Genomic DNA, 24,373 nt, shown 5'->3' on the forward strand with positions numbered 1-24,373 from the left:
TGCAAGCGTTCATGTTTGCGATGTTTTGAGCTCTGAGCGTGCGCTCTAGCGCTTCGTAGAGCAGCCTGCCGATACCAAAAGCGTGCGCGTTTTGCGATACATAAACGGAGCTTTCCGTCGACCAATCATATGCCGCTCGCTCTTTGAAAGCCGAAGCGTAGGCGTAGCCGAGGATTTGGCCCGGTTTTAAATTTGCGCCGCTTTGTTTTGCAGCGACGATTAAATTTGCACCGTTTCGTTTCGTCGCGGCGCTTGTGCGATCTCACGCTTCGTCTGCGGGCGAAATTTCACTCTCTGCGCCAGCCGCGCTTGCGGAAATTTTAAAATTTTCATCTCGCTCATCGTTTGCGCCTGCCGCCTCGTCGCTTACGTAAGCGAGCAGATAGTGGTATCTTTGCAGCGTCTGCTCGATTTGCCCCGCAAATTCCGCGGCGCCGGGCACGTCGTATTCGAAGCTGATCGCCGTTTGCTTTACGTAAGGCGCGTAAATTTCAAGCAGTGCCTCCGCATCTTGTGGCGTTGCGAGCCGCAGTTTTATCCGCATAAAATCTCCTTTAAATTTAGCCGTTTTTGCATAATTTCAGTTTTAAGCTTATCTAAATTTACCGCCGCGACCAGCTTTTAAATTTAGCGGGAATTTTATCTCACGCGCAAAACGGCTAAATTTCAGAGGCGTGTTTGAGCGCGTAAATTTTAAAATTTAACCCGCGCAAGCCCTCTATTCGCCGAAAAGTCGCCAAAACTCGGGCGCAAATTTCGTCGGCGTAAATTCTATGATCTCGTATTTTGCGACGCCGTTTTGGAAGAACGGATCTTGCGCGATGATCTCATCAAGCTCCGCGCGGTCTTTGGCGTTGATTAAGATGATGCCGCCGGTGCGAGGGACTTTGCGCCCCGAGCAGATAAATTTATTTGCCGCATAAAATCGGTCTAAAAACGCGTTGTGCTCGTTGATGAAGCGATCGATTTCGCTAATTTCTTTAACGTAGGTGAGGTTTGCAATAAACATTTTGATCCTTTGTGAGATTTGAAGCGCGATTTTAGCATAAAATTCCAACGGATAAAATTCCCGCTGGAATTTTCGCGCGCTACGTTATAAAAAATATCGGCGACATTCCGATTATCGCGCAGCCAAGCGCTGCGTAGCGAAGCTTTATCGCAGCAAGCGCGCAGATGTTTGCAAGTGCGAAAAGAAGCGGCGGAATTTGTGCCTGAAAGCTCGGCAGAGCAAAGTTTAAAAACGCAAGCAGCGGCGTATCGAGCGCGCCGCCAAGCCCGAATAGATGCAAAAATATGCTTAGCGGATAAAAGATCACGAACACGTATCCTAGCGGCATGACGCTAAGCTGCTGCAGCGAAGTGGTCGGGAAGAAATAATAGACCTCTACGTTCATGCTGAGCCAAACGTAGAGGTTAAAAAGTATGACGTTCTGCCAGAGCTTAAATTTGGGCGCGAAGTGGTGCAGGTAGAGGAAAATATACAGCACGCCGAGGCAGGAGAAGTAAAATCCGATCGAAAAAGCTAGGTGCGGGAAAAATGCAAGCAGAAGCACGATCGTTAGGAAGAGGTTCGTAAATTTAAGTACGTAGAAATTTCGCATCGCGAGGTAAAACCCCACGCAGCACATCGCAAGCGAGCGCAGAAAGCTCGGCGTAAAATCAAGCACGAAGAGATATCCGCTCATCAGCACGATCACAAAGACGCTAAGATCGCGCCTCGCGCTGCGGTACGGAAAGTAGCGATCCTGAAAATAGCGGTAGATCGGCATTGCAAGCAGAAAGACCGTGCTAAAGATAATGCCCAGATGAAAGCCGCTGATCGAGATGATGTGCGCTATGCCCCAGTTCGTCACGCTAGCGCGCAGCGGTTTTGAAATTTCGGTCGCAAAATACAGCGCGGAGTAAAGATCCGCCGTCATCTCATCTTCGTGTTGGGCGCGAACGAAGCTTATCGCGCGCCATTTTGCCCCAGAAGGTGCGGTCTCAGCTGAAATTTTAAAATTTGGCGCGTAAAAGCGCTGCTTTAAAAAATCCAAAAATTTTACGTTTTTGGTTACGATGCCGATATTTACGCGCGCGAAGCGGTGAAATTCCCGCCCGAGCCCGGTAGTCGTGTAGAGGGTGAAATCCGCCGTTTTGAGCTTTAGCACCGTGTAGGTGCGGCCGCGCTCGTTGGTTTTGGCGTAGGCGTTTAGAATTTGCGCGTCGTAAAAAGCGTAGTTTTTCGCGCGAAATTCTCTGAATTCATAAAATTTAAGACCTAAATTTAGCGATAAAATTCCAAGCAAAATGAGCAGAAAGTATAAAATTTCACGTTTGCGATAAAAGAGTTGAAGCTTCACGGGTCGGGATCTGAGCGGTATTTAAGTTCGTGCGACGGAATTTTAAAAGCTCGCGCGCGGCAAAATTCTAAAATTCCAAGGCTCTATGCCGCACCGTCTCGTAAAAACCGGGCGGCGCGGCATAAATTTGGTCTTAGCACGAATAATTCGTAGCAAACTCAAACGGCGTAGGGCGCGCCTCGTAAGGCCAAACCTGCGTTTCAAATTTAAAATGCTGATAGGTCTCGATAAAAAGCTCGCTCATTATCGGGCGCAGATACTCGTTGTCGCGGATCACCGCCTCTAGGCTGCCGCGAAGCGTGTGCGGAAGCTGTTCGATGCCGCGCTCGCGGATCTCGTCTAGGTGCAGTTTGAATAAATTCTCATCCATCGGCCCCACCGGCTCGGTTTTGTTTTTGATGCCGTCGATTCCCGCCATCAGCATCGCCGCGAACGCCAAATACGGGCACGCCGTGCTATCGGGGAAGCGCATCTCTGCACGCACGGAGTTCTCGCCGCTGCCGTAAGGGATACGGATCGAAGCGGAGCGGTTTTGGCTCGAATAAGTTAGAATGGACGGCGCCTCAAAGCCCGGGATCAGGCGCTTGTAGCTGTTGGTACTCGGGTTCGTAAACGCCGCGACGCTGCGCGCATGCTTTAGCACGCCGCCGATGTACCACCTCGCCGCGTCGCTTAAATTTGCGTAGTTGCCCTTTTTGTAAAAGATATTTTTGCCCTTTTTCCAGATCGATTGGTGCACGTGCATTCCGCTGCCGTTATCGCCGTAGAGCGGCTTTGGCATAAAGGTCGCGGTCTTGCCGTTTAGGTGCGCGACCATCTTTACGACGTATTTGTATTTTTGCACATTGTCGGCGGCTTCGACGAGGGTGCCGTATTTAACGCCGATCTCACCCTGTCCTTGCGCTACTTCGTGGTGGCAGATGAAGGTCTCAAGCCCGATCTGCTCAAGTACCTTTAGCATCTCGGCGCGCAGATCGACCATCGAATCGACGGGCTGGACGGGGAAGTAGCCGCCCTTTACGCCCGGGCGGTGACCGCTATTAAAGCCGTCTTTGTAGTTTTTGCCGCTGTTCCAATGCCCCTCTTCGGTATCCACCTTAAACATCGCGCAGTTCATATCGTCGATGATCTTTACGTCGTCGAAAACGAAAAACTCATTCTCCGGTCCGAAGTAGCAGGTATCTCCAAGACCCGTGGTTTGCAGAAACTGCTCGGCTTTTTTAGCGATAGAGCGCGGGCATTTTTCGTAAAGCTCGTTTTTGTAGATGTCGTAAACGTCGCAGATGACGATGATCGTCACGTCAGCGGTGAATGGATCCAAAAACGCCGTTTGCACGTCGGGCTTTAGCATCATATCGGATTTATCGATCGGCTGCCACGCCGCTACCGAGCTCGCGTCGAACGGAATTCCGTCGGCGAAGTCCTTCGGCAGGCGCTTGTAGTTGTAAGCGACGTGGTGCCAGGTACCCTTTAGATCGGTAAATCTAAAATCCACGAACTCGACCTCGTTTTCATCGCAAAATTTAAAAAATTCCTTCACGTCATTAACAAATTTTCCCATATTTTTCCTTTTTTCCGCCCGTATTCGGGCTAAATTTAACAACGGATTTTAACATTATTTAGTTGAAATTCGACTTTATCTGCGCCGTTTTGCGCGCCGCGATTTTTAAAATTTTGCACCGCCGAAAATTTTAAAATTTCTCGCCGCCGCGCCTTTTTAAATTTAAAGTCGGCCGCCGTAAATTTACGCCAGACTTACAAACTGCCGCTCGCGATTTTTGAAAACGGCGATCCGCTCGTAGCCGAACTCGCGCGCTTTGGCGTAAATTTTATCGTAATTTAGCGCCACTTGAGCTACCGAGTGCGCGTCCGAGCTAAGCGTGATCGGCACGTCCGCATCCGCGAGCATCTGCAAGAGCGCGTCGCTTGGATAAATTTCATTCGCGGGCTTGCGAAGCCCCGCGGAGTTTAGCTCCACGACGATGCCGCTTTTTTTGATCGCGTTTATCGCGCCGCCCGCTAAAACTCTGATATCTTTTTTCGGAGTAAATTTAAAAATTTTAATCAGATCCATGTGCCCTAAAATGTCGAATTTGCCGCTTTTGCACAGCGCGCAGATCAGCGCAAAGTATTCGCGATAAACGTCGTCTATTTCGCGCCCGCTCCACTGATCTAAAAATTCCTCGTTATCAAAGCCCCAGTTGTTTAAAAAATGCACCGAGCCGATGAGATAATCAACCTCGCGCGCGAAAATCCGCTCATCCATTAGCTCCCGTTTCGTCATAAAATCGACCTCGTATCCCAGCCGCACGTCGATCCGCTCGCTAAACTCATCTCGCAGATCCCTAATCATCCGCTCGTAAAGCTCCATCTGCTCGAAGCTCATTCGGTATTTTTGATCGAAGTTCATCGGCGCGTGATCCGCAAAGCCGAAAATTTCTATGCCTCGTGCGATCGCCGCTTCCAAATACTGTCGCGGCTCGCCGTTAGCGTGGTTGCAAAGATAGGTGTGGTTGTGTAGATCGGCTCGCATCAACTGCTCCTTAAATAAAATTTTGGCTAAATTGTAGTAAAATCGCGCTTAAAAAATCACTAGGAATGTATTTGAAAAAACCCGAACTCTTAGCTCCTGCTGGGAATTTAACGAAACTAAAAATCGCCCTGGCTTACGGCGCGGACGCCGTGTATGCAAGCACGGGCTCATTTTCGCTGCGCCAGCGAAGCGCGAAGGAATTTAGCAAGGAAAGCTTCGCGCAGGGCGTCGCGTACGCGCACGAGCGCGGTAAGAAGCTATATGCGACCGTAAACGGCTTTGCGACCAACGGCCAGCTAGGAAACATCGAAAGGCATTTGGAATTTCTTCGCGATTTGCGCGTGGATGGAATTTTAATCGCCACTTTAGGCGTCGCAAACCTTGCGCGAGCCGTAGCGCCTGAGATTCCGATCCACGTCTCCACCCAAGCTAACGTGCTAAATTATCTGGATGCGCAGGTTTGGGCGGAGTTGGGCGCCGTTCGCATCGTCGCGGCGCGTGAGATGACGCTCAAAGACGCCGTGGAGATCAAGGATAAAATTCCAAATCTGCAGATCGAAATTTTCGTGCACGGCTCGATGTGTTTCGCATATAGCGGACGCTGTCTTGTTAGCGCGGTGCAAAGCGGGCGCTTCAGCAACCGCGGAAGCTGCGCGAACGACTGTAGATTTAACTACGAGCTTTATGCGAAAAATCCCGAAACCAGCGCGCTTTTCCGCTTGCAAGAGCGCGAAGGGGAGGGCACTTTCGTAATGAATGCGAAGGATCTTAGCCTCATTTCGCACGTGCAAAAGATCATGCAAACGGGCGCGATCGACAGCTTCAAAATCGAAGGGCGCACCAAGAGCGAATACTACGTCGCATGCGCCACGAATGCCTACCGCGCGGCGATCGACGATGCCGCGAGCGATAAATTTGAGGCCCGTGTTTACGAGCGCGAGATTGCGACGCTTAAAAACCGCGGCTTTAGCGACGGATATTTGATAAAGCGCCCGTACGAGCGAGAGGATACGCAAAATTTAGACCGCAGCATCGAGCTTGGCACGCATCAGGTCTGCGCGATCTCGCAGGACGGCGAGTTTATAAGCGTCAAAGATAAAATTTTGCCAGGCGTTTCGTATGAAATTTTCGCTCCGCGCGGCTTTGAAATTTGCGCTTGCGATAATGAGATCGGCGAAATTTTTGAGCTTGACGGCAAGCCGTATTTAAAATTTAAGAGGCTGCAAAGCCGCAGCGGTAAGGAATTTGGCGAGATTCACAGCGGCAATCTAAATGAGATTAAGCTGCCCGCGAAGCTCGCGGAGTTTTGCTTTTTAAGAAAGGAGATGGAATGAAATTTGTTTCTATAATAATGGGCTCAAAGAGCGATTACGAGGTCGTTTACGAGGCGGCTAAAATTTTAAACGAATTCGGCGCGCCGTACGAGATGATCGTATCTTCGGCACACCGAAGCCCCGCCCGCACGGCTAAATACGTCGCGGACGCCGAGAAAAAGGGCGCGCAGGTTTTCATCTGCGCGGCGGGCATGGCGGCGCATCTTGCGGGCGCGGTCGCTGCGAATACGACCAAGCCGGTGCTGGGCGTCCCGCTCGGCGGCAGCGCGCTTAGCGGCGTAGATGCGCTGTATTCGACCGTGCAGATGCCTGCGGGTATCCCCGTCGCGACGCTTGCGATCGGCAAGGCGGGTGCAAAAAACGCGGCGTATCTGGCGGTGCAAATTTTAGCTTTAAGCGACGAGGTGCTAAGCTCGAAGCTAAAGGCGGATCGCGCCGCAAAAGCGGAGGCGCTAAAAAAGGACTCCGAGCAGATTGAAGTGCTGCTTGAGGGCTAGGCTTTGAAAATTTTAAAATTGCGCGAGAGCTTTGAAATTTGCGGCTTAAAGACTCGCACGAATAACGCGGATGAGATTAGCGGGCGAGGGGCGATCGCAAATTTGTGGGGCGAGTTTTTAAAATTTAACGCTAGCAGAAGCAGCGCTGCGAAAAGTGAAATTTACGCCGCATATTACGACTACGAAAACGGCGCACAGGGCGAATACTCCGTGCTAATAGGTACTTGCTCGAAGGAACAGCACCATAAAGAAAGCCACGACGAAGCTTGCAAATCCGCAAATCAGTGCTGTAAAAATGAGCACGATGAAACCTGCGATAAATTACGTATCGAAGCGGGCGATTACGCGGTTTTTGATTTTGCGAACGAGCCTACGAGAACTGGCGAATGCTCGGCTGAAATTTGGAAATTTTTTGAAAGTTCGAAGCTTCAAAGAGCCTTTAAAATAGACTTTGAAAAGCACTCGGAAGATAAAATTGAAATTTACATATCGATAAAAGGATAAAAATGACGTTTTCACAGATTATTTTGACGCTTCAAAACTACTGGCACGAGCAGGGCTGCTTGCTCGTTCAGCCCTACGATATGCCCGCGGGCGCGGGCACCTATCATCAGGCCACCTTTTTGCGCAGTCTAGGAAGCAAACCTTGGCGCGCGGCATACGTAGCACCCTCGCGTCGCCCCACAGACGGGCGCTACGGCGAAAACCCAAATCGCTTGGGCGCGTATTATCAGTTTCAGGTGATCTTAAAACCGAGCCCGGATAATATCCAAGAGCTCTATCTAAAAAGCCTAGAGAAGCTCGGGCTAGATCTTAAAAGCCACGATATACGCTTCGTAGAAGACAACTGGGAGAGCCCGACGCTAGGGGCCTGGGGGCTTGGCTGGGAGGTTTGGCTAGACGGCATGGAGGTGACGCAGTTTACATATTTTCAGCAGGTAGGCGGCATCACGTGCGAGCTCATAAGCGGCGAGATCACCTACGGGCTTGAGCGCTTGGCGATGTATCTGCAAAACAAAGACGACGTTTACGACATCGTCTGGGACGATAAGGCGGGGCTAGTAACCTACGGCGACGTGCATAAAAGGGGCGAATTTGAGTTTAGCAAATACAACTTCGAGCTCGCGGACACCGCGATGCTTTTTAATCAGTTTGAAAACTGCTTCGGCGAGTGCAAAAGCATCCTAAAGCACGGCCTGGCGCTTCCTGCGTATGATTACTGCATGCTTGCGGCGCACACGTTCAACGTCCTTGACGCGCGCGGAGCGATCTCGGTCACGCAGAGGCAGGATTATATTTTAAAGATCCGCGATCTTGCCAAAAACTGTGCGCTTTGCTATGCAGATCCGAAAAAATATGTCGCGGAGCTGGACACCGCGGCGTACAGCGATAAAAAAAGCGGCAAAGACGGCGGCGCAGCAAATGAGAGGGAAAAGAGCGAGAAGTGCGGCGTTAAAGGGGCTGTCCCGGCGCCCGCAAACTCGGCAGGCGCAAATTTAAAAAACGCCCACGGCAAGAAAAACACCGCGGACAAAGCGGATAAAAGCAAAAAGTGAAATTTATGAAAACGGGCGAAATTTATGAAATTTTAAACGCCGCCGCGCCCTTTTGCGACGCAGAGGCGTGGGATAATAGCGGGCTAATGCTCGGAAACTTGGATGATGAAATTTCAAAAATCTATCTAAGCCTCGACGCTACTAGCGAGCTGGTACGCGAGGCTGAGGCGGGCTCGCTTTTCGTGGTGCACCACCCGCTGATTTTCAGCCCGCTAAAATCGCTCGATCCGCGGCTATATCCTGCAAATTTGATCTATGAGATGATCCGCAAAAACATCTCTCTCATCGCGATGCACACGAACTTTGACAAGCACGTTTTAAACGGATTCGTAGCGCGCGAAATTTTAAAATTTGAAATTACGGATGAGCGGGAATTTTTGGTTTTCATGCGCGCGGATTTGAGCTTTGAGCAGCTGTGCGCACAGATAAAGCGCAAGCTTGGCATCGAGCATCTGCGCGCCGTAAAGACGAAAAATTTTATCCAAAATATCGCGCTTTGCACCGGCAGCGGAAGCGAACTAAATCAAAGCTTGGGCGTGGATTGCTTCATCACGGGCGATATAAAATATCACGCGGCGCTTCAAAATTTAGAAAACGGCGTGAGTTTAATTGATATAAATCATTTTGAAAGTGAGCGCTATTTTGGGCGCGCGCTCGCACCTTTCTTGCAAAAAAGCGAAATTGAAGTTATAATAAGCGAGCAAAAAAATCCATTTACGTATTATTAAAGGAAAAAGATGAACAAATATTTAAGCCAATTGGTAGAGCTTTGCGAATTCGATAAGCAGCTGGACGGATTTAAGCCTAAAATCGAGGCCGCACAGGAGAAGCTGAGTAAAAAAAGCACTGAAATAAACGGCGCAAAAGAACAGATCGAAACTCTAAATGCGGAGATCGCCGAGCTAAAATCTCAAATTTTACAAGCAAACGCGCAACTTAGCGCATTTTCGTCCAAACTAAAAAGCACGGGTAAAAAAAGCGGCGCGGCAAAGACCGAAAAGGAGATCAAGGCCCTTAGCGTCGAAGAGGACATCGCAAAAGAGCAACTCGAGGCCACAAACGAGGAGATCGAAAGGCTGGAAAAGATCGTAGCCGCAAAGGAAGCGCTCGTAAAAGAGCAGAGCGAAAAGCAAGAGGCGTTTGAAGCCGAGCTAAAAAGCTTGCAGGAGCAGGTAAGCGCCGAGATGGGCGAGGTCGAGGTCGCTCGCGGCGCGATCTACGCCAAGCGCGATAAGCTAATGCAGGCGATGAACCCAAAAACCGTCTCATTCTACGAAAAGATCCGCAAATGGGCGGGCAACACGGCGGTCTCGCCGGTGCGCAAACAGGCCTGCTACGGCTGCTTTATGCGCATAAGCGACAAGACCTATTCCGCGGTCATCAAAAGCGACGACATCGTAACCTGCCCGTATTGCGGCAGAATTTTATATAAAGAAGCCGAGTGATCTACACCGCCTTGGCGTTTTTGGCGTGGCTTGCAGCTGCGCCTTTTATTTTTATCCTAAGCTTTAAAAAAAAATACCGCACGAGCCTGAAGGCGCGATTTTTTCTATACAAAAACCCTAAATTTAGCCCCGCTGCGGTGCATTTTCACGCTTGCAGCTTGGGCGAGGTAAACGCTCTTGCGCCCCTAATTTCTAAATTTGAGAGCGTCGCGCTTAGCACGACCACGCAGACGGGCTTTAATGCGGCGCGCTCTCTCACGCCGAACTCTCGCTACCTGCCGTTTGAAAACTGGCTTCCGTTTTGGCTTACGGGCAGCCGCGTGCTGGTGATTTTTGAAGCGGAGCTGTGGCTAAATTTGATCCGTTCCGCTAAATCGCGCGGAAGCTACGTGATCCTGCTAAACGCGCGCATAAGCGATCGCTCGTACGCGAGCTATCTGCGCTTTAAGCTTTATTATCGCAAAGTGTTTGAAAATATCGATCTGGTGCTTGCGCAAAGCGAGCTTGATGCGGCGCGGCTGCGGGAGCTCGGCGCAAAAAATATAAAGGTCGCTGGCAACGTGAAAAGCGCGAATATCGCCGTTGCGACGAAGGACTATTCCGCCGCGTCCGCAAATAGCTTCGTGCTTACGATCTCAAACACCCACGAGGGTGAAGAGGAGCTTATTTTATCGAATTTAAACGATTTTATAAAATTTTGCAGCTCGCAAAATATGCCCGAAAAATACCAGCGCGCAGCGAGTATCCGCGGCGAGACGGACTTGCCTGCGGCCGAGCTTCACAGCGAGACGGGCTCGACCGAAGCACTAAATTTAAACGCAACTTCTTTGGATGCGGCGAGCTTAAGCGACGCTTCGTCCGCCGCGCCGAATACGACGCCTTTAAACGGCGCGTCTTTAAATTCTGTCGCACCGAATACGGTGGCTTCGACTGCCGCGCCGCAAAAGCTAAAAATTATCCTGGCGCCGAGGCATCCGGAGCGCTTCGAAAAGGTACGTGAAATTTGCAAGGCTTGGGCGCATGAGCACGAGCTTAGCTTTGAGAGATTTAGCGACGGCGCAGGGCTTGAAAGCGATTTTATCTTGCTCGATGCCTTCGGCGAGCTAGCGAACTTTTATAAAATTTCAAACGTCGTGATCTTGGGCGGCAGTTTTTTGCGCAATATCGGCGGACATAGCCCGATCGAGGCGGCGAGCTTCGGTGTGCCGATCATCAGCGGGCGATTTTTTCATAATCAAAAGGCGCTGTACGCGCTCGTACAAAATATTGCCCTGTGCGAGGCGAACGAAATTTCAAACGCTTTAAAAGAGCCGCTAAAGGGCACGCGGATAGATAAAATTTGCGATCTGCAAGAGATAGAAAATTTAATCAAGGAAAGAATTTAATGCAAGAAAAAGCCTACAAACTGCTGGCGGCGCAGGAAAATATCTCGCACAATGAAGCTAAAGCTCTCATCGACGCGGGGCTTGTGAGCGCGCGCGGCGCAAAGATCGCTCTAGCGCGCGAGATGCTCGGCGAAAATACTAAATTTAGCGTGATGAAGCCCGCAAAACCCGCGATCATTTACGAGGATGAGAACGTTTTGGCGGTCAATAAGCCGCCCTTTATGAGCAGCGAAAATTTGGAAAAAATCTATAAATTCGGCCTTCTAAACCGCCTGGATAAGGAGACTAGCGGCGTCGTGCTGCTGTATAAAAACGAGGAATTTCGCGAAGCGGCGATTGCGGAGTTTAAAAATTTGCGCGTGAAGAAAAGCTACATCGCGATCGTAAAAGGGATCGTGAGCGAAGAGATGAAATTTAACGAGCCGATTTTGACGATAAAGACCCGAAGCGGCGCGTTTTCTAAAATTTCGTCAAACGGCAAGAGCGCATTTAGCGAGGTTTATCCGCTTATGGTAAGCGGTAAAAAATCGCTCGTAAAGGTGCGGATCGAGACTGGCAGGACGCATCAGATCCGCGTGCATCTGGCAAATGCGGGATTCGGCGTAATAGGCGATGAAAAATACGCTAAAAGCCGTGCGAAGCGGATGTTTCTGCACTCATATGAGACCGAAATTTTGGGGCTAAAATTTAAAGCTCCGCCGGGTAAAAGCTTCAACGAATTCGGCTTTGAAATTCCTAAAGAGCTCTGATATTCAATGGCTTTTAAGTTAATTTTAGGTAACATCGCAAGTTTAAAAATTTTATAAGGGATCAAAGTGTTTGAGATCATAAGCGAGTCGTTTAAAAACGCGGTCAATAAATTAAAAACAATCGATGACGAAAAAGCTTTAAAAAACGCCTTGGAGACGCTAAAAAAGGCGCTTTTAAAGGCCGACGTGCACCACAAAGTCGTAAAGGATTTTTTGGCGCTTGTCGAAGCCGATCTTCGTATCGGTACGATAGGACAGAAGCCGTTTTTGCAGTCCATCAAGACAAATTTGACTAAAATTTTAACGGCGCCTAGAGGCAGCAGCCAGGGATTTGTATTCGCTAGCACGCCTCCTACGGTAGCTTTGATGACGGGACTTCAAGGAAGCGGAAAATCTACAAGCACGATAAAACTCGCGAACTATCTGAAACTTCGTAAAAAAAAGGTCTTGGTCGCAGCGTGCGACTTGCAGCGCCTAGCCGCGGTCGAGCAGCTCCGTCAGCTGTGCGAGGCGAATGAGATCGAGCTGTTTTTCATCGAGGGCGAGAGCGATCCGCTAAAGGTTGCCGAAAAAGCGCTAAGCAAGGCTAAAAGCGGGCTTTATGACGTACTGCTCGTAGATACGGCGGGACGTCTTGCGATTGATGAGGCGCTGATGGCGCAGCTTGCGGAGATGAAAAAAACTCTAAATCCGCATGAAATTTTTTACGTGGCGGACGCTATGAGCGGTCAAGACGGCATTAAAACGGCCGCTAAATTTGATGAAATTTTAGGCCTTACGGGCGTGATCTTAAGCAAATTTGACGCAGATACCAAAGGCGGCGTAGCTCTTGGTATCGCGCAGCAGCTGGGCATCCCGCTTCGCTTTATCGGAACCGGCGAGAAGGTGGCCGATCTGGAGGGCTTTATACCCGATAGAATCACCGGCCGGATTATGGGCGAGGGCGATTTAGCGACGCTGGCCGAGAAAACAAGCGCCGTTTTTGACGAAAGAGAAGCTAAAGCTTTGAACAAAAAGATCAAAAAGGGCGAGTTTAATTTCAACGATTTCGTAAATCAGCTCGAAAGCGTGAAAAAGCTCGGCAATATGAAAAATTTAATCGGCATGATCCCGGGACTTTCCGGCATGGCGAATAAGATAAAAGATATCGATTTGGAAAACTCAAAAGAGATACTTCATATCAAAGCGATGATCAGCTCTATGACGCCGAAAGAGCGCGAAAACCCCGATCTGCTAAATAATTCGCGCAAGCGCAGACTTGCTGCTGGCGCAGGGCTTTCGCAGGTGGAAGTAAACCGCTTCTTAAAGCAGTTTGCGGGCGCTTCGAAGCTTGCGAAAAAATTTTCGGGCAAGGGCGGCATGCAGGGGCTTGCCTCAATCGCTCAAAGGCAAAATTTACCGAGATAGCCTCTCGGTAGAGTTTGCAGATGTTTAAGTTTTAGCCATCTGCAAGTTCTAAAACTTACAAAAATTTAAGGAGAAAAAATGGCAACAGTTGTTAGGCTTACAAGAATCGGAAGAAAGAAGCAGCCTTTTTACCGCATCGTGGTAACAGATAGCAGGAAAAGACGCGACGGCGGCTTTATCGAGACGATCGGCTTTTATAACCCGTTAAAACAGAGCGATAATATCAAATTTGACGCGGAGCGTTTGGCATATTGGAAGAGCGTAGGCGCGAAGTTAAGCGATAGGGTCGCTCAAATCACAAGCAAATAAAATGGTAGAAAATTTTATAAAAGAATACGCAAAGTTGATCGCCGACTATCCGCAGTCCGTCTCTACGCAAAAGCGGGTCGGTGAGAACTTTACCGAGATCATCGTCTATGCCGACAAGGCCGATACCGGCAAACTCATCGGCAAGGACGGCAAAATGATAAACGCCATAAAGACCGTTATCATCGGCTATAAAGCAAAAGATCCGATCAATTATAAAATTACCGTCAAAGCCAAAGATGCCTGATGATCTTTTAGAGGTCGCGAAGCTCGGTCGGACTATCGGTCTAAAGGGCGCGGTTAAAATTTTTGATCGCAGCGACTTCCCCTCTCAGTTTAAAAAAGGCGCCAAATTTTATCTGCGAAACGGCGAAATTTTAGAAATTCTATCCTTTAGCGGCGCAAATTCTAGCGCTATTTTTAAAAATTACGAAAGCGTAGAAACGGCGGCAAATTTAACTAACCAAATCCTTTACCGAAGCAAAGAGGACACGCGGAAATTTTGCAAATTGCAAAAGGGCGAGTTCTTTTACTTCGATATCATCGGGCTTGAAATTTACGAAGACGGCGCGGTTTTGGGGCGCGTAAGGGACATATCGCAGATCGGAAGCGGCTATCTTTTTGAGGTAGAAACGGATGAAAGCTTAATCTCGCAGGCTTTGCCGAAAGAATTTTTCATCCCCTACGTGGATGCCTATGTGAAAGAAATTTCGCTTAGCGAACGTAAAATTTTTACGCAAAATGCGCGCGCGATTTTGGAAAACTCATGAATTTTATCTTCGTTTCGCTGTTTGAAAATCTCATCGCGCCGTATTTTGAGGACTCGATTTTAAAGCGCGCGGTCGATAAGAAAATAATCTCGACGCATTTTTTTAACCCGAGAAATTTCACGGCAAATCGGTATAAAAAGGTAGATGATTATATGATCGGCGGCGGTGCGGGGCTTTTGATCGGCACGGAGCCGCTTGCCGGGGCGATCGAACACGCAAGAGCTAAATTTAAAAACGTCAAGTTTATCTACCTCTCGCCCGTCGGTAAGAAATTTAATCAAAACGACGCCAAGCGCCTAAGCAGTGAAGAGAGCCTATGCTTTATCTGCGGGCGCTATGAGGGGATTGATGAGCGCATAGTCGAAAGATATGTAGATGAAATTTTTTGCATCGGCGATTTCATCCTTACCGGCGGTGAGCTCGGTGCGCTTTGTATGTGTGATGCTATAAGCCGCAACATAAAGGGTGTTTTGGGTAACGAAAGCTCCCTTGTCGAAGAAAGCTTTGAAGGCGGAATTTTAGAGGCGCCCGCATTTACAAAGCCTGATGTTTTTGAAAATTTACCTATAGTTTCAGAGTTTTTAAAGGGTAATCACGCTAAAATGCGCAGCTTAAAAAATCAAATGGCGCTATGCAAAACGAGGTTCTTCCGCCCGGATATGTACCGAAAAATCGCCAGAAATAAAGGAAATTTATGAAAAATAAATATATTCAAGCGTTTGAGGACGCCCAGATCACAAGCAAAAGTGTGCCTGATTTCCGTGCCGGCGACACCTTAAAGGTAGCCATCAGGATTAAAGAGGGCGATAAGAGCAGAATTCAAAATTTTGAAGGTACCTGCATTGCACGCCGCGGAAACGGCGTCAGCGAGACTTTTATCATCCGCAAGATTGGCGCAAATAGCGTCGGCGTGGAGAGAATTTTCCCGATCTACAGCGAGAGTATCGAAAGCATTGAGGTTTTAAGAAAAGGACGCGTTCGCCGCGCGAAGCTATTTTACCTACGCGACAGACGCGGTAAAGCGGCTAAAATCAAAGAGCTTCGAAAATAATCTTTTAAATTTACGCTTCGCAATTCAAAGGGAAGCTCTTTTTATAATGCGCGAGATTTTAAAAAATTTCGCGCAAAATCTACTCGTATTAAATTTAAAATTTTACAACTTTTCCATTAAAATTTTTAATTTTGAATTACCTAAAAATCGCCTTTTTCTATAGAAAAAGATAAAATATATCCTGATTTTATTTGCGTTTAAAAATATTACTATAAAATGCAAATTTTAATTTAGAAAGCTCGCGCTAAATTTGAGAATTCGGCCGAGTAAAATTTATTCAGTAAAGAGCAAGATGTGATTTTTTTAGGCATTGACGTAGGATCAACCACTGTTAAAACGGTAGTTTTAAACGAAAAATATGAAATTTTAAGCAAGAGCTACGAGAGGCATTTAGCAAAGCCCAAGGAGCTGGTGCTGGATAAAATTTTGCAAATCCAAAAAACCTATGCAGGCGAGCAATTCAGCGTCGCCATAGCGGGTTCAGCTGGCATGGGTATCGCCAAAAATTGTAAAATTCCGTTTGTCCAAGAGGTTTTCGCTACCTCGCTCGGCGTCAAGCGGATGTTTCCAAAGACCGATGTCGTCATTGAGCTCGGCGGCGAGGATGCTAAAATTTTATTTCTCACGGGCGGACTTGAAGAGCGTATGAACGGCTCATGCGCGGGCGGTACAGGCGCATTTATCGATCAGATGACCAATCTTTTGCATCTGGATATCACAGAGCTCGACCGTCTAAGCTTTGCAGCTAATAAAATTTACCCGATCGCCTCACGCTGCGGCGTGTTCGCCAAAAGCGACATTCAGCCGTTATTAAATCAGGGCGTTAGAAAAGAGGATATTTGCGCTAGTATCTACGCTGCGGTCGTCGAGCAGACGATCTCGGGGCTTGCTCAGGGGCGCGAGGTTAAGGGCAATATCCTGTTTCTAGGCGGTCCGTTGTTTTTCCTAAAAGGCCTTCAGGCGCGCTTTAAAGAGGTGCTAAAACTCACCGACGAAACCGCGACCTTCCCCGACATCGCGCCTTATTTCGTGGCTTACGGCAGCGCGCTGTACGCAAAGGATACGGGCGAGACTCTAAATTTAGAGGAAACGATCGCGCTTTTGAAAAAGGAGCCCGACAGAACCGCGCTGGAAGCCGAGCCGCCGCTTTTCAAAGACAGAGCGGAATTTGACGAGTTCACCGCTCGCCATGCCCGCGCGAGCGTGCCTAAGGTGGATATCCACACCTACAGTGGAGATGCATATTTGGGCGTGGATTGCGGCAGTACTACGATCAAGGTCGTGTTGATGGGCGCAAACTATGAGCTGCTGTATAAATTTTACTCCTCCAATAAAGGCGATCCGGTCGACATCCTGCTGCCGCGTCTTAAGGAGTTATACGATCTTTGCGAAGGCCGCATCAAAATCAAGGGTAGCGGTGTTACCGGCTACGGCGAGGATCTCATTAAAACCGCCTTTCGCTTCGATTACGGTATCGTCGAGACGATCGCGCATTATAGCGCTGCGCGCCACTTCAATCCAAAGGTCGATTTCATCATCGACATCGGCGGGCAGGACATCAAGTGTTTCTCTATTAAAGATGGCAATATTGATTCTATCGTGCTAAATGAAGCGTGTAGCTCGGGCTGCGGCTCGTTTTTACAGACCTTTTCAAATTCTTTAGGCTACGACATTAAAGATTTTGCAAGCTTAGCCCTTTTTGCGACCCATCCCGCTAAGCTTGGTAGCCGCTGCACGGTCTTTATGAACTCCTCAGTTAAGCAGGCTCAAAAGGACGGCGCTACGATCGAGGACATCAGCGCGGGCCTTGCTATTAGCGTCATAAAAAATGCGATTTACAAGGTTATCCGCGTGCGAAATGCCGACGATTTGGGTCAAAACATCGTAGTGCAGGGCGGGACATTTTTAAACAACGCCGTGCTGCGCGCGTTTGAAAAAGAGCTCGGCAAGGACGTGATCCGTCTAGATATCAGCGAGCTTATGGGTGCATACGGCGCGGCGCTTTTTGCCAAAAATAACGCAAACGAGCGTACCGATATGATCAGTCGTGCAGAGCTTGAAAATTTCACTCATCGCAGCGAATTTAGCGTCTGCAAGCTCTGTACGAACAAATGCCCGCTTACGATCAGCTACTTCGGCGATACTAAATTCGTCTCGGGAAATAAGTGCGAGCGCGGCGCGGGCAAGGAGATCCGCCACGACATTACGAATTTATTTGAGTTTAAAAACGAGCTTTTGCGAAAATATCGCAAGCCACCGAAGCAGGATGCGCCGCGGGTTGGAATTCCGTTTGTTTTGAATATGTTTGAGATGATCCCATTTTGGAGCGCGTTTTTTGAAAATTTAGGCATGAGCGTCGTGCTGTCGCAAAAGCCGCGAAAAGAGACGCTGTTTTTGGCAAGCCAAAGTATACCGAGCGATACCGTCTGCTACCCGGCTAAAAGCGTGCACGGCCACATCTACGATCTGCTAAATAAGAGCGTCGATTTTATCTTTTATCCGTGTATGAGCTACAGCCTGGATGAAAATATCAGCGAGAACTGCTACAACTGCCCCGTAGTCGCATACTATCCCGAACTGATACGCGCGAACGTAGGTGCGCTGGAGGAGAAAAAATTTCTCTATCCGCACGTGGATCTTAATATGCAAGATTCGTTTTGCAAAACGATGCAGGCTGAGCTTGCGGACGCCGGGTATAAATTTCATTCCGACGCCGTGAAAAACGCCGTCTTGCAAGGCCTTAAGGAGCTGCAAAACTATAAAAATACCGTTTTAATAAAAGGCGAGGAGACCCTAAAAGAGGTACAAAGCAGCGGTGCTAGCGCCGTCGTGCTTGCGGGCCGTCCGTATCATATCGACAAGACGATCAACCACGGCATCGATCGCTATCTAAATTCCTTAGGATTTGTAGTTCTTAGCGAGGATTCGCTGCCTTTGACGCAGGTGCGCACGAAATCGCTAAATCAATGGACCTATCACGCCAGGCTTTATAGCGCGGCGCAGCTAGTTTGCAAATATCCGCGCATGCAGCTGGTGCAGTTAGTCAGCTTCGGCTGTGGGATCGATGCGATCACGGGCGACGAGGTGCGCGACATACTGCGCCAAAACGGTAAAATTTACACTCAACTTAAAATCGACGAGGTTACGAACCTAGGTGCGGTTAATATCCGTCTGCGTAGCCTAAAAGCGACTATGATAGAGCGCGAAAGGCAAGGCGCGCAACAAGAAGCAAGAAAGGATGCGCGCTAATGTTTGCTAAATTTACGAAAGATATGAAAGCGACCCACACGATATTGATCCCCACGATGATCGATCCGCATTTTCGCTTTATGCAAGGCGTGCTGCGCGACGAGGGCTATAAGAGCGTCTTGCTCGGCGAAAATCGTCAAAATATCGTCGAGGAGGGGCTTCGTAGCGTGCATAACGATATGTGCTACCCCGCGCTGCTCGTCATCGGGCAGTTTATCGACGCGCTAAAAAGCGGCGAGTTCGATACGCACAAGGTGGCGCTTCTCATTAGCCAAACGGGCGGCGGCTGCAGAGCGAGCAACTACATAAATTTGCTTCGCAAAGCGCTTGAGGACAGCGGCTTTAGTTACGTCCCCGCGATTTCGTTAAATTTCGGCTCGCTAGATGAGAATGAATTTAGCCTCGGCAAAAAATCGCTTCTAAAGCTCTTTGCCGCGATATTTTACGGCGATTTGATGATGGGGCTATATAATCAGTGCAAGCCCTACGAAAAGATCAAAAACCAAACGAATGAAATTTACGAACTCTGCGCCGAGCGGATCAAAAATTTGACCGATCAAAGATCGTTTTTCAATCTCAAGAAAAATTTCAAATTTATCCTCTCGCAGTTCGCTAAAATCGAGCGCGACGATAAGCCGCGAGTGAAGGTAGGCATCGTGGGCGAAATTTATCTTAAATATTCGCCCATCGGCAACAACGGCCTAAACGCCTATCTCATCCGCGAAAACGCGGAGCCCGTAAATACGGGGCTGATGGACTTCGTGCTTACCTGCATCTACGATGCGGTCTACGACAAGCAGCTCTACGGCAAGGGTGGCGTGGCGTATTACGGCTCGCTTGCGGTCGCTAAAGTAGTGGAATTTTTCCAGCGCATGATGATTAAGCAGATGAAGCGCTTCGGCTTTCGCGCGCCGAGCCCATTTAGCGAGGTTCGCGCCGCCGCCGACGGCTACATCGGTCACGGCGTGAAGATGGGCGAGGGTTGGCTGCTGACGGCGGAGATGGTCGAGTTTATGCGCCACGGCATACAAAACGTCGTGTGCGCGCAGCCCTTCGGCTGCCTGCCAAACCACATCATCGCGCGCGGAATGATCCGAAAGATCAAACAGAACTACCCGCAAGCAAACATCGCCGCTATCGACTACGACCCGGGCGCAAGCGCAGTAAATCAGGAAAACCGCATAAAGCTGATGCTTGCTAACGCAAATCGAAAGTAGCGCGCCGCATATCAAAAAGGGCTTTGGAATTTTAAATTCTAAAGCCTGTCGTAAAATTTTAAAATTTAAAAGCAAGCTCGCGATGACGGTTAAATTTTTGACGCACAAATGGCTCGCTTCCTTTCGCGAAATTTCCTCGAGATTTTAAAATTTTAAATCTCGATAGCGCTCTTGTGCTTCTTTTACCTCTTCCGCGCATTCCGGCTTCAGTTCTTGTGAAATCTCATCGGAATTTCATAAAAGTCCGCGCGAAATTCTACGCGTCGCCGTCGCGAAATTTCGCGCAGAATCCCATTTTGCCACGTCATAAAATTCCACTCTCATTAAGGCAAAATTTAATACAATCCGTCTTTAAATTTTACGAAGGAAGTTTATGAAATTTTGGATTTGCGGCGTGGTTTTGGCACTATGCTGTGGAGTTTTTAGCGGATGCGCGAGTAAGAATTTGCCGGGCTACATGCAAGGGCGCGAGCATATCATCGCTATGAGCGCGGCGTCCGGCGGTCAGCTGCGTATGAGTGGTGAGATTTACGATTATGTATTTGATGCGAATCTTAGCGCCGTGCGCGCCAAGGTCGCAAGTCTGGCGTCGCTGAATAAAGACGCGATAAGGCGCAACGTAAGCATGCTCACGATCGACAGATATAACGAGGGTAGCGATGCTGCGTATATCCAGCATGAAATCGAGCTTGTAAAATACGATCTACCGCTATCCGTGCAGGCTAAGCTGATGGACGACCCAGAGCAGCTGGAGCCCGCGTATAGTTCTACGTTTCGCTACTCTTATCTGATCGAAGGCAAATATTTTAAGCGCTTAAAAGATCACGACGAGCTGCGCAGATCGCACCGCCTAAGCGTGCCGATCGAGTATCCCGCGCGTATAGCGGTCGATAGCGGGATCAAAAGCGAGCGCGATGCGAAAATGGATACCGATATACAAGGACTCATCGTAATGCCGCTAATGATGCCGGTGCTGCTTTTAGGCAGTATCCTAGACGGCTAAAATCGATTGAATCACGGAAGTGAAATTTTATTGATTTAAATTCTAAAATAGTGGCGGACAGAGAGGGATTTGAACCCTCGAGCCCCGGTTAGAAGCTGCACCCTTAGCAGGGGTGTGGTTTCGGCCACTCACCCATCTGTCCACAAAAAGAAATTGCATTATACATAACTAATCTAATAATGGGCTTAAATTAGCTCAGCTCGCAGAATTTATCACCACTCGGATATTTTGAGCTGACGGCACAAAGAGATATAACGAGTCAAAAGGCGCTATGAAAAGAATTCATATTTATCATAGTAAAATTTTAAGTATAAATTCGCTTGCCTTGCAAATTCTAAAATTTTTGAAGCTTAATTCCAAAGTTTACTATAACTTTACGTTAAAATCCTCTTTAAATTTATGGTGGTCCAGTAAAATCTGGCGCAGATTCTGCACATAAATTCCGATCCTTAAATTTTCTACCTTCGTCATCGCACGAAATTTAAGCTAAGATTAATGGGGGGGTATAATCTTCAAATACATTTTTTAAAAGGATTTACCGTGTCGTCTAACGCTAAAAGGTTGATGGGTATTATTATTGCACTTGTGGCTGCTTTTTTTGGAGCTGGTTTTTATATGAATAGCATCGATACGCTAGCCTCCCTGTTTGGAAATTTTTATAATCCATCTTTTGTTGTAGATTTTCTCGCTTTTGAGAAAGGAGTAGATCAACTTAAAATTACCTATGTAATCGCATTCGTGATTATATTTGTAGTGCTAGCTATTTTGATTGATAAATTTATGATTAACTCGAAAGATTCTAAAAAATAACGTCGCCAAATTTTTAAAGCAGGCGCGACGATGAGGTTAAAATTGTAAACGATCTCGTTACGCTTTTAAATTTAATTTTAAAATCTGCGTTTTTTTTGCAGTAAATTTTGTATAAATTCCATATTTAGAAAATTTTAAAATATTCAGAATTTTTAAAATTTCAAATTCAAAAATTTCAAAGTATGGGAATTTTTTAGGCTTTTAAATTCCGAAATTTTGCGAGTTTCAAAGCCTTTAAAATCCCAAGAATTCCAAATGTGCGCGATTTATTCGCCTAGAGCTTTGTCGATGAGCTTGACGTCTTCGCTTGCGCTGCCGTCGATGACTAGGGCTTGATCGCCGCCACTTACGGCGCTTTTTCCGTTAAATTTCGCGCCCACTTCGATGCCGAAGCTTTGCGATAGCACGTCGCCCACGAGTACACCGCCGCCTAGCAGCTCGACGAGCTCGGCTTCTATATTGCCGAAAAATTTGCCGCTGATTACGATATGCTTGGCCCTGATCGAGCCGCGCGCGGTACCATTTTTACCGATGACGACGGTGTTATCGGAGATCACGTCGCCTTCGACATTGCCATCGATATGCAAAATGCACGACAGGTGTAGCTCTCCTTTGATGAGCGTGCCTGACGAGATTATTGTTGTTTGAGCGGTGTTTGCATCGCCTTTATTAAAGATTGCCATGGGACATCTTCCTCCTTAGTAAAAATTTCTTTGTAATTTTTTTCGTTCCAGTTGATGAAATTTAGCGGATCTAGTGGCAGCTGCAAAAATCTAATCTCGTAATGCAGATGGGGGCCGGTGCTAAGCCCGGTGTTGCCGCTAAAAGCGATAAGATCGCCCTTGTTTACAAACTCGCCTACTTTGCGAGTTAAATTTGAATCCAAATGCGCATATCGTGTCGTAAAGCCATAGTTGTGGCGAATCTCGACTAGATTGCCATAGCCAGTAGCGCCAGCGCCGCTGTATTGGATGATGCCGTCTGCAGGCGCGTAGATGGGCGTTTTGGGCGGAGTGCGCAGATCGACGCCCGGGTGAAACTGCTTGCGCTTTAAGATGGGATGGTTGCGCCAGCCAAATTTCTCGCTGAGTTGATGAGTGCGCATTACCCTGCCGTTTGGGATCTGCATAAAAATTTCTTTTATCAGCGCGTCGGAGAATTTTTCGTTGATGATCTTTTGCGCACGCTCTTTGATCTCTTGTTCGGAAGTAGGTTTGATGTGAGATAGGCGGTCGATCGCGCGCTCATCCTCCTCAGGATCAAGCCCAAACTGATGCTCCAAATCCGAAATTTTACCCTCGATGGCTTCAAATTCCATCTGACTTGCCGCGATACCGTCGCGAAGTTTTTGATTTAGCTCGTTAAGCTCGGTTTTGGTTCGCGAAAGGCTGTCGATTTTAGAGCCCAGATACCTGATATATAGCGCACCCGTGACGAAAACGGTAAAAACAAATAGTACCAAATATAACGCGATCTTTTTGATGATTTGCGAAAGCAAAAAATTCCTAGAGCCGTTAAGGTCGGTTATGGTTATCATAAATTTGTTTTTCATAATGCGGCATTATAATGCAGCATAGCTGAAATTTCAAAAAAATTGTAGATAAATTTAAAAGCTATTTAATTTCAAAATTTCACTAAAAGATAAAATTTATTACTTAGTATAATTATAATTTAAGAAAATCTTGCTATAATTACAGCAATTTTAAATAAAGGAGACACAATGTCAAAAACAGTAAAACAACTAAACAAACTTCAGGCGGACGCTCATGCGTTCTTTGTTGCATTCCACGATTATCACTGGAATGTTAAGGGCTTACAATTCGCGCAGGTTCACGCTTACACCGAGAAAGCATACGACGAGATGGGCGAGCTCTTCGATGATATGGCTGAGCGCGCGCTTCAAATAGGTGGCAAGGCCGTAACTAAGGCTAAGGATCTAATTGAGCTTTCAAAAGACGCTCCGATTAGCGTAAAAGACAGCTATAGCGTATCTGAGGTACTTGAGGATGTTAAAAAAGCCTATGAGTATTTAGTAAAAGAATTTAAGAAGCTTCAAGAAGTAGCCGAAGAAGAGGGCGACGATACTACTTCAAACATCGCGCAGGATCACTATGGCGATTATGAGAAACGCCTATGGATGCTAAGCTCAATGCTAAGCAAATAATCCTCGTAAATCCTTTCAAAATTTTTAGGGGCGCATGCCCCTAAAATCTATTAAAGCTAATATTGAAATTTCAAAAAATTTTAAAATTCTAAAATTACATTTTCACGCTAAAATTTTAAATTCTACTTGAAAACTGAAGTAGAATCGCTCATTAAAAGTAAAATTCATGTAGGTTTTAAATTTCATATCATCGAAATTTAACTTATTCGCCATGTAAAAACACAACTCTTTTTATAAGGCTCGGTCTAATTTAAAATTTTGCCGTGTCGTTAAAATTTCTTGTCGATTTCAAATTTCATAGCCGTAAAAATTCTAAGAGCTAAGGCTTTGTAGCTAAAGAGTGGCATTTGCTAAAAGATATTTATATTTCTTTTTAGCGTCTGATGATAAATTTTAGCTTGTAGTTTTACTATTTTGATTATTTTTAAAACTTCGGTGTTTATAAATGAAGCGGAATTTTAAAAATTTCAAAGAATTTCGCAAATTCCGTAAAATTTTATAATTTCACGGAATTTTAGTTTTTATAGAATTAAGCTCTAGTCTTAAAAATTCTCT

Annotated in this window: 27 protein-coding genes, 1 tRNA gene and 1 pseudogene; 20 read left to right on the forward strand and 9 right to left on the reverse strand. The window is 47.3% G+C overall.

What is annotated here, in order from left to right; genetic code table 11:
- From Q0140_RS12660 to Q0140_RS08750, 6 genes are all read right to left on the reverse strand, one after another.
- Nucleotides 1–220: GNAT family N-acetyltransferase (locus Q0140_RS12660; RefSeq protein WP_366112861.1), on the reverse strand; the 220-nt coding region annotated here is incomplete at its 3' end.
- A gap of 42 nt (nucleotides 221–262) precedes the next feature.
- Nucleotides 263–544, reverse strand: a complete 282-nt coding sequence (locus tag Q0140_RS08730; RefSeq protein ID WP_297963804.1) for a GNAT family N-acetyltransferase — start codon at nucleotides 542–544, stop codon at nucleotides 263–265.
- Nucleotides 545–718: 174 nt separating this feature from the next.
- On the reverse strand, nucleotides 719–1,009 hold the full coding sequence (locus Q0140_RS08735; RefSeq protein WP_297963806.1) for a YciI family protein: 291 nt from the start codon (nucleotides 1,007–1,009) through the stop codon (nucleotides 719–721).
- Nucleotides 1,010–1,088: 79 nt separating this feature from the next.
- Complete coding sequence (locus Q0140_RS08740) at nucleotides 1,089–2,342, reverse strand: ComEC/Rec2 family competence protein (protein WP_297963808.1); 1,254 nt, start codon at nucleotides 2,340–2,342, stop codon at nucleotides 1,089–1,091.
- Between the two features lie 133 nt (nucleotides 2,343–2,475).
- Nucleotides 2,476–3,903, reverse strand: coding sequence for a type I glutamate--ammonia ligase (gene glnA / locus Q0140_RS08745; protein ID WP_297963810.1), 1,428 nt, complete (start codon nucleotides 3,901–3,903; stop codon nucleotides 2,476–2,478).
- Nucleotides 3,904–4,086: 183 nt separating this feature from the next.
- A complete protein-coding gene (locus tag Q0140_RS08750) occupies nucleotides 4,087–4,875 on the reverse strand; it encodes a histidinol-phosphatase (protein WP_297963812.1) in 789 nt (262 codons plus the stop codon).
- Nucleotides 4,876–4,946: 71 nt separating this feature from the next.
- On the opposite strand from Q0140_RS08750, the gene Q0140_RS08755 reads away from it, so the two are divergent.
- The 18 genes and pseudogenes from Q0140_RS08755 (at nucleotide 4,947) to Q0140_RS08840 (ending at nucleotide 20,844) form a co-directional block, all read left to right on the forward strand.
- The gene (locus Q0140_RS08755) at nucleotides 4,947–6,209 is read left to right on the forward strand and encodes a peptidase U32 family protein (protein WP_297963814.1); all 1,263 of its coding nucleotides are present in this window, start codon (nucleotides 4,947–4,949) and stop codon (nucleotides 6,207–6,209) included.
- Nucleotides 6,206–6,706 (forward strand): 5-(carboxyamino)imidazole ribonucleotide mutase, encoded by a 501-nt coding sequence (purE, locus tag Q0140_RS08760; protein ID WP_295153068.1) that lies wholly within the window; start codon nucleotides 6,206–6,208, stop codon nucleotides 6,704–6,706. The genes Q0140_RS08755 and purE overlap by 4 nt, the downstream gene beginning before the upstream one ends.
- Before the next feature lie 3 nt (nucleotides 6,707–6,709).
- Complete coding sequence (locus Q0140_RS08765) at nucleotides 6,710–7,210, forward strand: effector binding domain-containing protein (protein WP_297963816.1); 501 nt, start codon at nucleotides 6,710–6,712, stop codon at nucleotides 7,208–7,210.
- A 2-nt stretch (nucleotides 7,211–7,212) separates the two neighbouring features.
- Nucleotides 7,213–8,049 (forward strand): annotated as a pseudogene (glyQ, locus tag Q0140_RS08770) (glycine--tRNA ligase subunit alpha); the annotation flags it as partial.
- A gap of 218 nt (nucleotides 8,050–8,267) precedes the next feature.
- The gene (locus Q0140_RS08775) at nucleotides 8,268–8,990 is read left to right on the forward strand and encodes a Nif3-like dinuclear metal center hexameric protein (RefSeq protein WP_297963837.1); all 723 of its coding nucleotides are present in this window, start codon (nucleotides 8,268–8,270) and stop codon (nucleotides 8,988–8,990) included.
- Between the two features lie 9 nt (nucleotides 8,991–8,999).
- Nucleotides 9,000–9,707 (forward strand): zinc ribbon domain-containing protein, encoded by a 708-nt coding sequence (locus Q0140_RS08780; protein ID WP_177388624.1) that lies wholly within the window; start codon nucleotides 9,000–9,002, stop codon nucleotides 9,705–9,707.
- Nucleotides 9,704–11,092, forward strand: coding sequence for a glycosyltransferase N-terminal domain-containing protein (locus Q0140_RS08785; RefSeq protein WP_297963818.1), 1,389 nt, complete (start codon nucleotides 9,704–9,706; stop codon nucleotides 11,090–11,092). The genes Q0140_RS08780 and Q0140_RS08785 overlap by 4 nt, the downstream gene beginning before the upstream one ends.
- Nucleotides 11,092–11,841, forward strand: a complete 750-nt coding sequence (locus Q0140_RS08790) for an RluA family pseudouridine synthase (RefSeq protein ID WP_297963820.1) — start codon at nucleotides 11,092–11,094, stop codon at nucleotides 11,839–11,841. The genes Q0140_RS08785 and Q0140_RS08790 overlap by 1 nt, the downstream gene beginning before the upstream one ends.
- Before the next feature lie 66 nt (nucleotides 11,842–11,907).
- On the forward strand, nucleotides 11,908–13,248 hold the full coding sequence (gene ffh, locus Q0140_RS08795) for a signal recognition particle protein (protein WP_297963822.1): 1,341 nt from the start codon (nucleotides 11,908–11,910) through the stop codon (nucleotides 13,246–13,248).
- A 78-nt stretch (nucleotides 13,249–13,326) separates the two neighbouring features.
- Nucleotides 13,327–13,557, forward strand: a complete 231-nt coding sequence (gene rpsP / locus Q0140_RS08800; RefSeq protein ID WP_291939688.1) for a 30S ribosomal protein S16 — start codon at nucleotides 13,327–13,329, stop codon at nucleotides 13,555–13,557.
- Nucleotide 13,558: 1 nt separating this feature from the next.
- A complete protein-coding gene (locus Q0140_RS08805) occupies nucleotides 13,559–13,801 on the forward strand; it encodes a KH domain-containing protein (protein ID WP_005873158.1) in 243 nt (80 codons plus the stop codon).
- Nucleotides 13,794–14,324, forward strand: coding sequence for a ribosome maturation factor RimM (rimM, locus tag Q0140_RS08810; RefSeq protein WP_297963824.1), 531 nt, complete (start codon nucleotides 13,794–13,796; stop codon nucleotides 14,322–14,324). The genes Q0140_RS08805 and rimM overlap by 8 nt, the downstream gene beginning before the upstream one ends.
- A complete protein-coding gene (gene trmD, locus Q0140_RS08815; RefSeq protein ID WP_297963826.1) occupies nucleotides 14,321–15,022 on the forward strand; it encodes a tRNA (guanosine(37)-N1)-methyltransferase TrmD in 702 nt (233 codons plus the stop codon). Before rimM ends, trmD begins: the two co-directional genes overlap by 4 nt.
- A complete protein-coding gene (gene rplS / locus Q0140_RS08820; RefSeq protein WP_005873155.1) occupies nucleotides 15,019–15,375 on the forward strand; it encodes a 50S ribosomal protein L19 in 357 nt (118 codons plus the stop codon). Before trmD ends, rplS begins: the two co-directional genes overlap by 4 nt.
- Nucleotides 15,376–15,669: 294 nt before the next feature.
- Entirely contained in the window at nucleotides 15,670–18,624 is a 2,955-nt protein-coding gene (locus Q0140_RS08825; protein ID WP_297963829.1) for an acyl-CoA dehydratase activase, read from the forward strand.
- The gene (locus Q0140_RS08830) at nucleotides 18,624–19,841 is read left to right on the forward strand and encodes a 2-hydroxyacyl-CoA dehydratase (protein WP_297963831.1); all 1,218 of its coding nucleotides are present in this window, start codon (nucleotides 18,624–18,626) and stop codon (nucleotides 19,839–19,841) included. The genes Q0140_RS08825 and Q0140_RS08830 overlap by 1 nt, the downstream gene beginning before the upstream one ends.
- Nucleotides 19,819–19,989, forward strand: a complete 171-nt coding sequence (locus tag Q0140_RS08835; protein WP_297963833.1) for a hypothetical protein — start codon at nucleotides 19,819–19,821, stop codon at nucleotides 19,987–19,989. Before Q0140_RS08830 ends, Q0140_RS08835 begins: the two co-directional genes overlap by 23 nt.
- A gap of 225 nt (nucleotides 19,990–20,214) precedes the next feature.
- The gene (locus tag Q0140_RS08840; RefSeq protein ID WP_297963835.1) at nucleotides 20,215–20,844 is read left to right on the forward strand and encodes a hypothetical protein; all 630 of its coding nucleotides are present in this window, start codon (nucleotides 20,215–20,217) and stop codon (nucleotides 20,842–20,844) included.
- A gap of 51 nt (nucleotides 20,845–20,895) precedes the next feature.
- On the opposite strand, the gene Q0140_RS08845 is transcribed toward Q0140_RS08840, so the two are convergent.
- Nucleotides 20,896–20,986 (reverse strand) — tRNA-Ser (locus Q0140_RS08845).
- Nucleotides 20,987–21,384: 398 nt separating this feature from the next.
- On the opposite strand from Q0140_RS08845, the gene Q0140_RS08850 reads away from it, so the two are divergent.
- Nucleotides 21,385–21,654 carry a hypothetical protein gene (locus Q0140_RS08850; RefSeq protein WP_297901721.1) on the forward strand — a complete coding sequence of 90 codons (270 nt, stop codon included), beginning with the start codon at nucleotides 21,385–21,387 and terminating at the stop codon, nucleotides 21,652–21,654.
- Between the two features lie 266 nt (nucleotides 21,655–21,920).
- Here Q0140_RS08850 and Q0140_RS08855 read toward each other — a convergent pair whose 3' ends face one another.
- Together Q0140_RS08855 and Q0140_RS08860 are read right to left on the reverse strand one after the other, a co-directional pair.
- Nucleotides 21,921–22,337 (reverse strand): polymer-forming cytoskeletal protein, encoded by a 417-nt coding sequence (locus Q0140_RS08855; protein WP_005873147.1) that lies wholly within the window; start codon nucleotides 22,335–22,337, stop codon nucleotides 21,921–21,923.
- Nucleotides 22,289–23,209 (reverse strand): M23 family metallopeptidase, encoded by a 921-nt coding sequence (locus Q0140_RS08860; RefSeq protein ID WP_306528386.1) that lies wholly within the window; start codon nucleotides 23,207–23,209, stop codon nucleotides 22,289–22,291. The genes Q0140_RS08855 and Q0140_RS08860 overlap by 49 nt, the downstream gene beginning before the upstream one ends.
- Before the next feature lie 165 nt (nucleotides 23,210–23,374).
- On the opposite strand from Q0140_RS08860, the gene Q0140_RS08865 reads away from it, so the two are divergent.
- Entirely contained in the window at nucleotides 23,375–23,818 is a 444-nt protein-coding gene (locus Q0140_RS08865; RefSeq protein ID WP_005873145.1) for a Dps family protein, read from the forward strand.
- The last annotated feature ends 555 nt before the right edge of the window (nucleotides 23,819–24,373 follow it).

The sequence above is a fragment of the uncultured Campylobacter sp. genome (assembly GCF_938045405.1).
Classification (GTDB): domain Bacteria; phylum Campylobacterota; class Campylobacteria; order Campylobacterales; family Campylobacteraceae; genus Campylobacter_B.

Excerpts from the sequence above, each read along its gene's own strand:
- Q0140_RS08780 (WP_177388624.1), top strand. The coding sequence starts at position 9,000 with ATGAACAAATATTTAAGCCAATTGGTAGAGCTTTGCGAATTCGATAAG.
- trmD (WP_297963826.1), top strand. The coding sequence starts at position 14,321 with ATGAATTTTATCTTCGTTTCGCTGTTTGAAAATCTCATCGCGCCGTAT.
- Q0140_RS08830 (WP_297963831.1), top strand. The coding sequence starts at position 18,624 with ATGTTTGCTAAATTTACGAAAGATATGAAAGCGACCCACACGATATTG.
- purE (WP_295153068.1), top strand. The coding sequence starts at position 6,206 with ATGAAATTTGTTTCTATAATAATGGGCTCAAAGAGCGATTACGAGGTC.
- rplS (WP_005873155.1), top strand. The coding sequence starts at position 15,019 with ATGAAAAATAAATATATTCAAGCGTTTGAGGACGCCCAGATCACAAGC.
- Q0140_RS08790 (WP_297963820.1), top strand. The coding sequence starts at position 11,092 with ATGCAAGAAAAAGCCTACAAACTGCTGGCGGCGCAGGAAAATATCTCG.
- Q0140_RS08735 (WP_297963806.1), bottom strand. The coding sequence starts at position 1,009 with ATGTTTATTGCAAACCTCACCTACGTTAAAGAAATTAGCGAAATCGAT.
- Q0140_RS08750 (WP_297963812.1), bottom strand. The coding sequence starts at position 4,875 with ATGCGAGCCGATCTACACAACCACACCTATCTTTGCAACCACGCTAAC.
- glnA (WP_297963810.1), bottom strand. The coding sequence starts at position 3,903 with ATGGGAAAATTTGTTAATGACGTGAAGGAATTTTTTAAATTTTGCGAT.
- Q0140_RS08805 (WP_005873158.1), top strand. The coding sequence starts at position 13,559 with ATGGTAGAAAATTTTATAAAAGAATACGCAAAGTTGATCGCCGACTAT.
- Q0140_RS08730 (WP_297963804.1), bottom strand. The coding sequence starts at position 544 with ATGCGGATAAAACTGCGGCTCGCAACGCCACAAGATGCGGAGGCACTG.
- Q0140_RS08840 (WP_297963835.1), top strand. The coding sequence starts at position 20,215 with ATGAAATTTTGGATTTGCGGCGTGGTTTTGGCACTATGCTGTGGAGTT.
- Q0140_RS08855 (WP_005873147.1), bottom strand. The coding sequence starts at position 22,337 with ATGGCAATCTTTAATAAAGGCGATGCAAACACCGCTCAAACAACAATA.
- Q0140_RS08775 (WP_297963837.1), top strand. The coding sequence starts at position 8,268 with ATGAAAACGGGCGAAATTTATGAAATTTTAAACGCCGCCGCGCCCTTT.
- rpsP (WP_291939688.1), top strand. The coding sequence starts at position 13,327 with ATGGCAACAGTTGTTAGGCTTACAAGAATCGGAAGAAAGAAGCAGCCT.
- Q0140_RS08865 (WP_005873145.1), top strand. The coding sequence starts at position 23,375 with ATGTCAAAAACAGTAAAACAACTAAACAAACTTCAGGCGGACGCTCAT.
- rimM (WP_297963824.1), top strand. The coding sequence starts at position 13,794 with ATGCCTGATGATCTTTTAGAGGTCGCGAAGCTCGGTCGGACTATCGGT.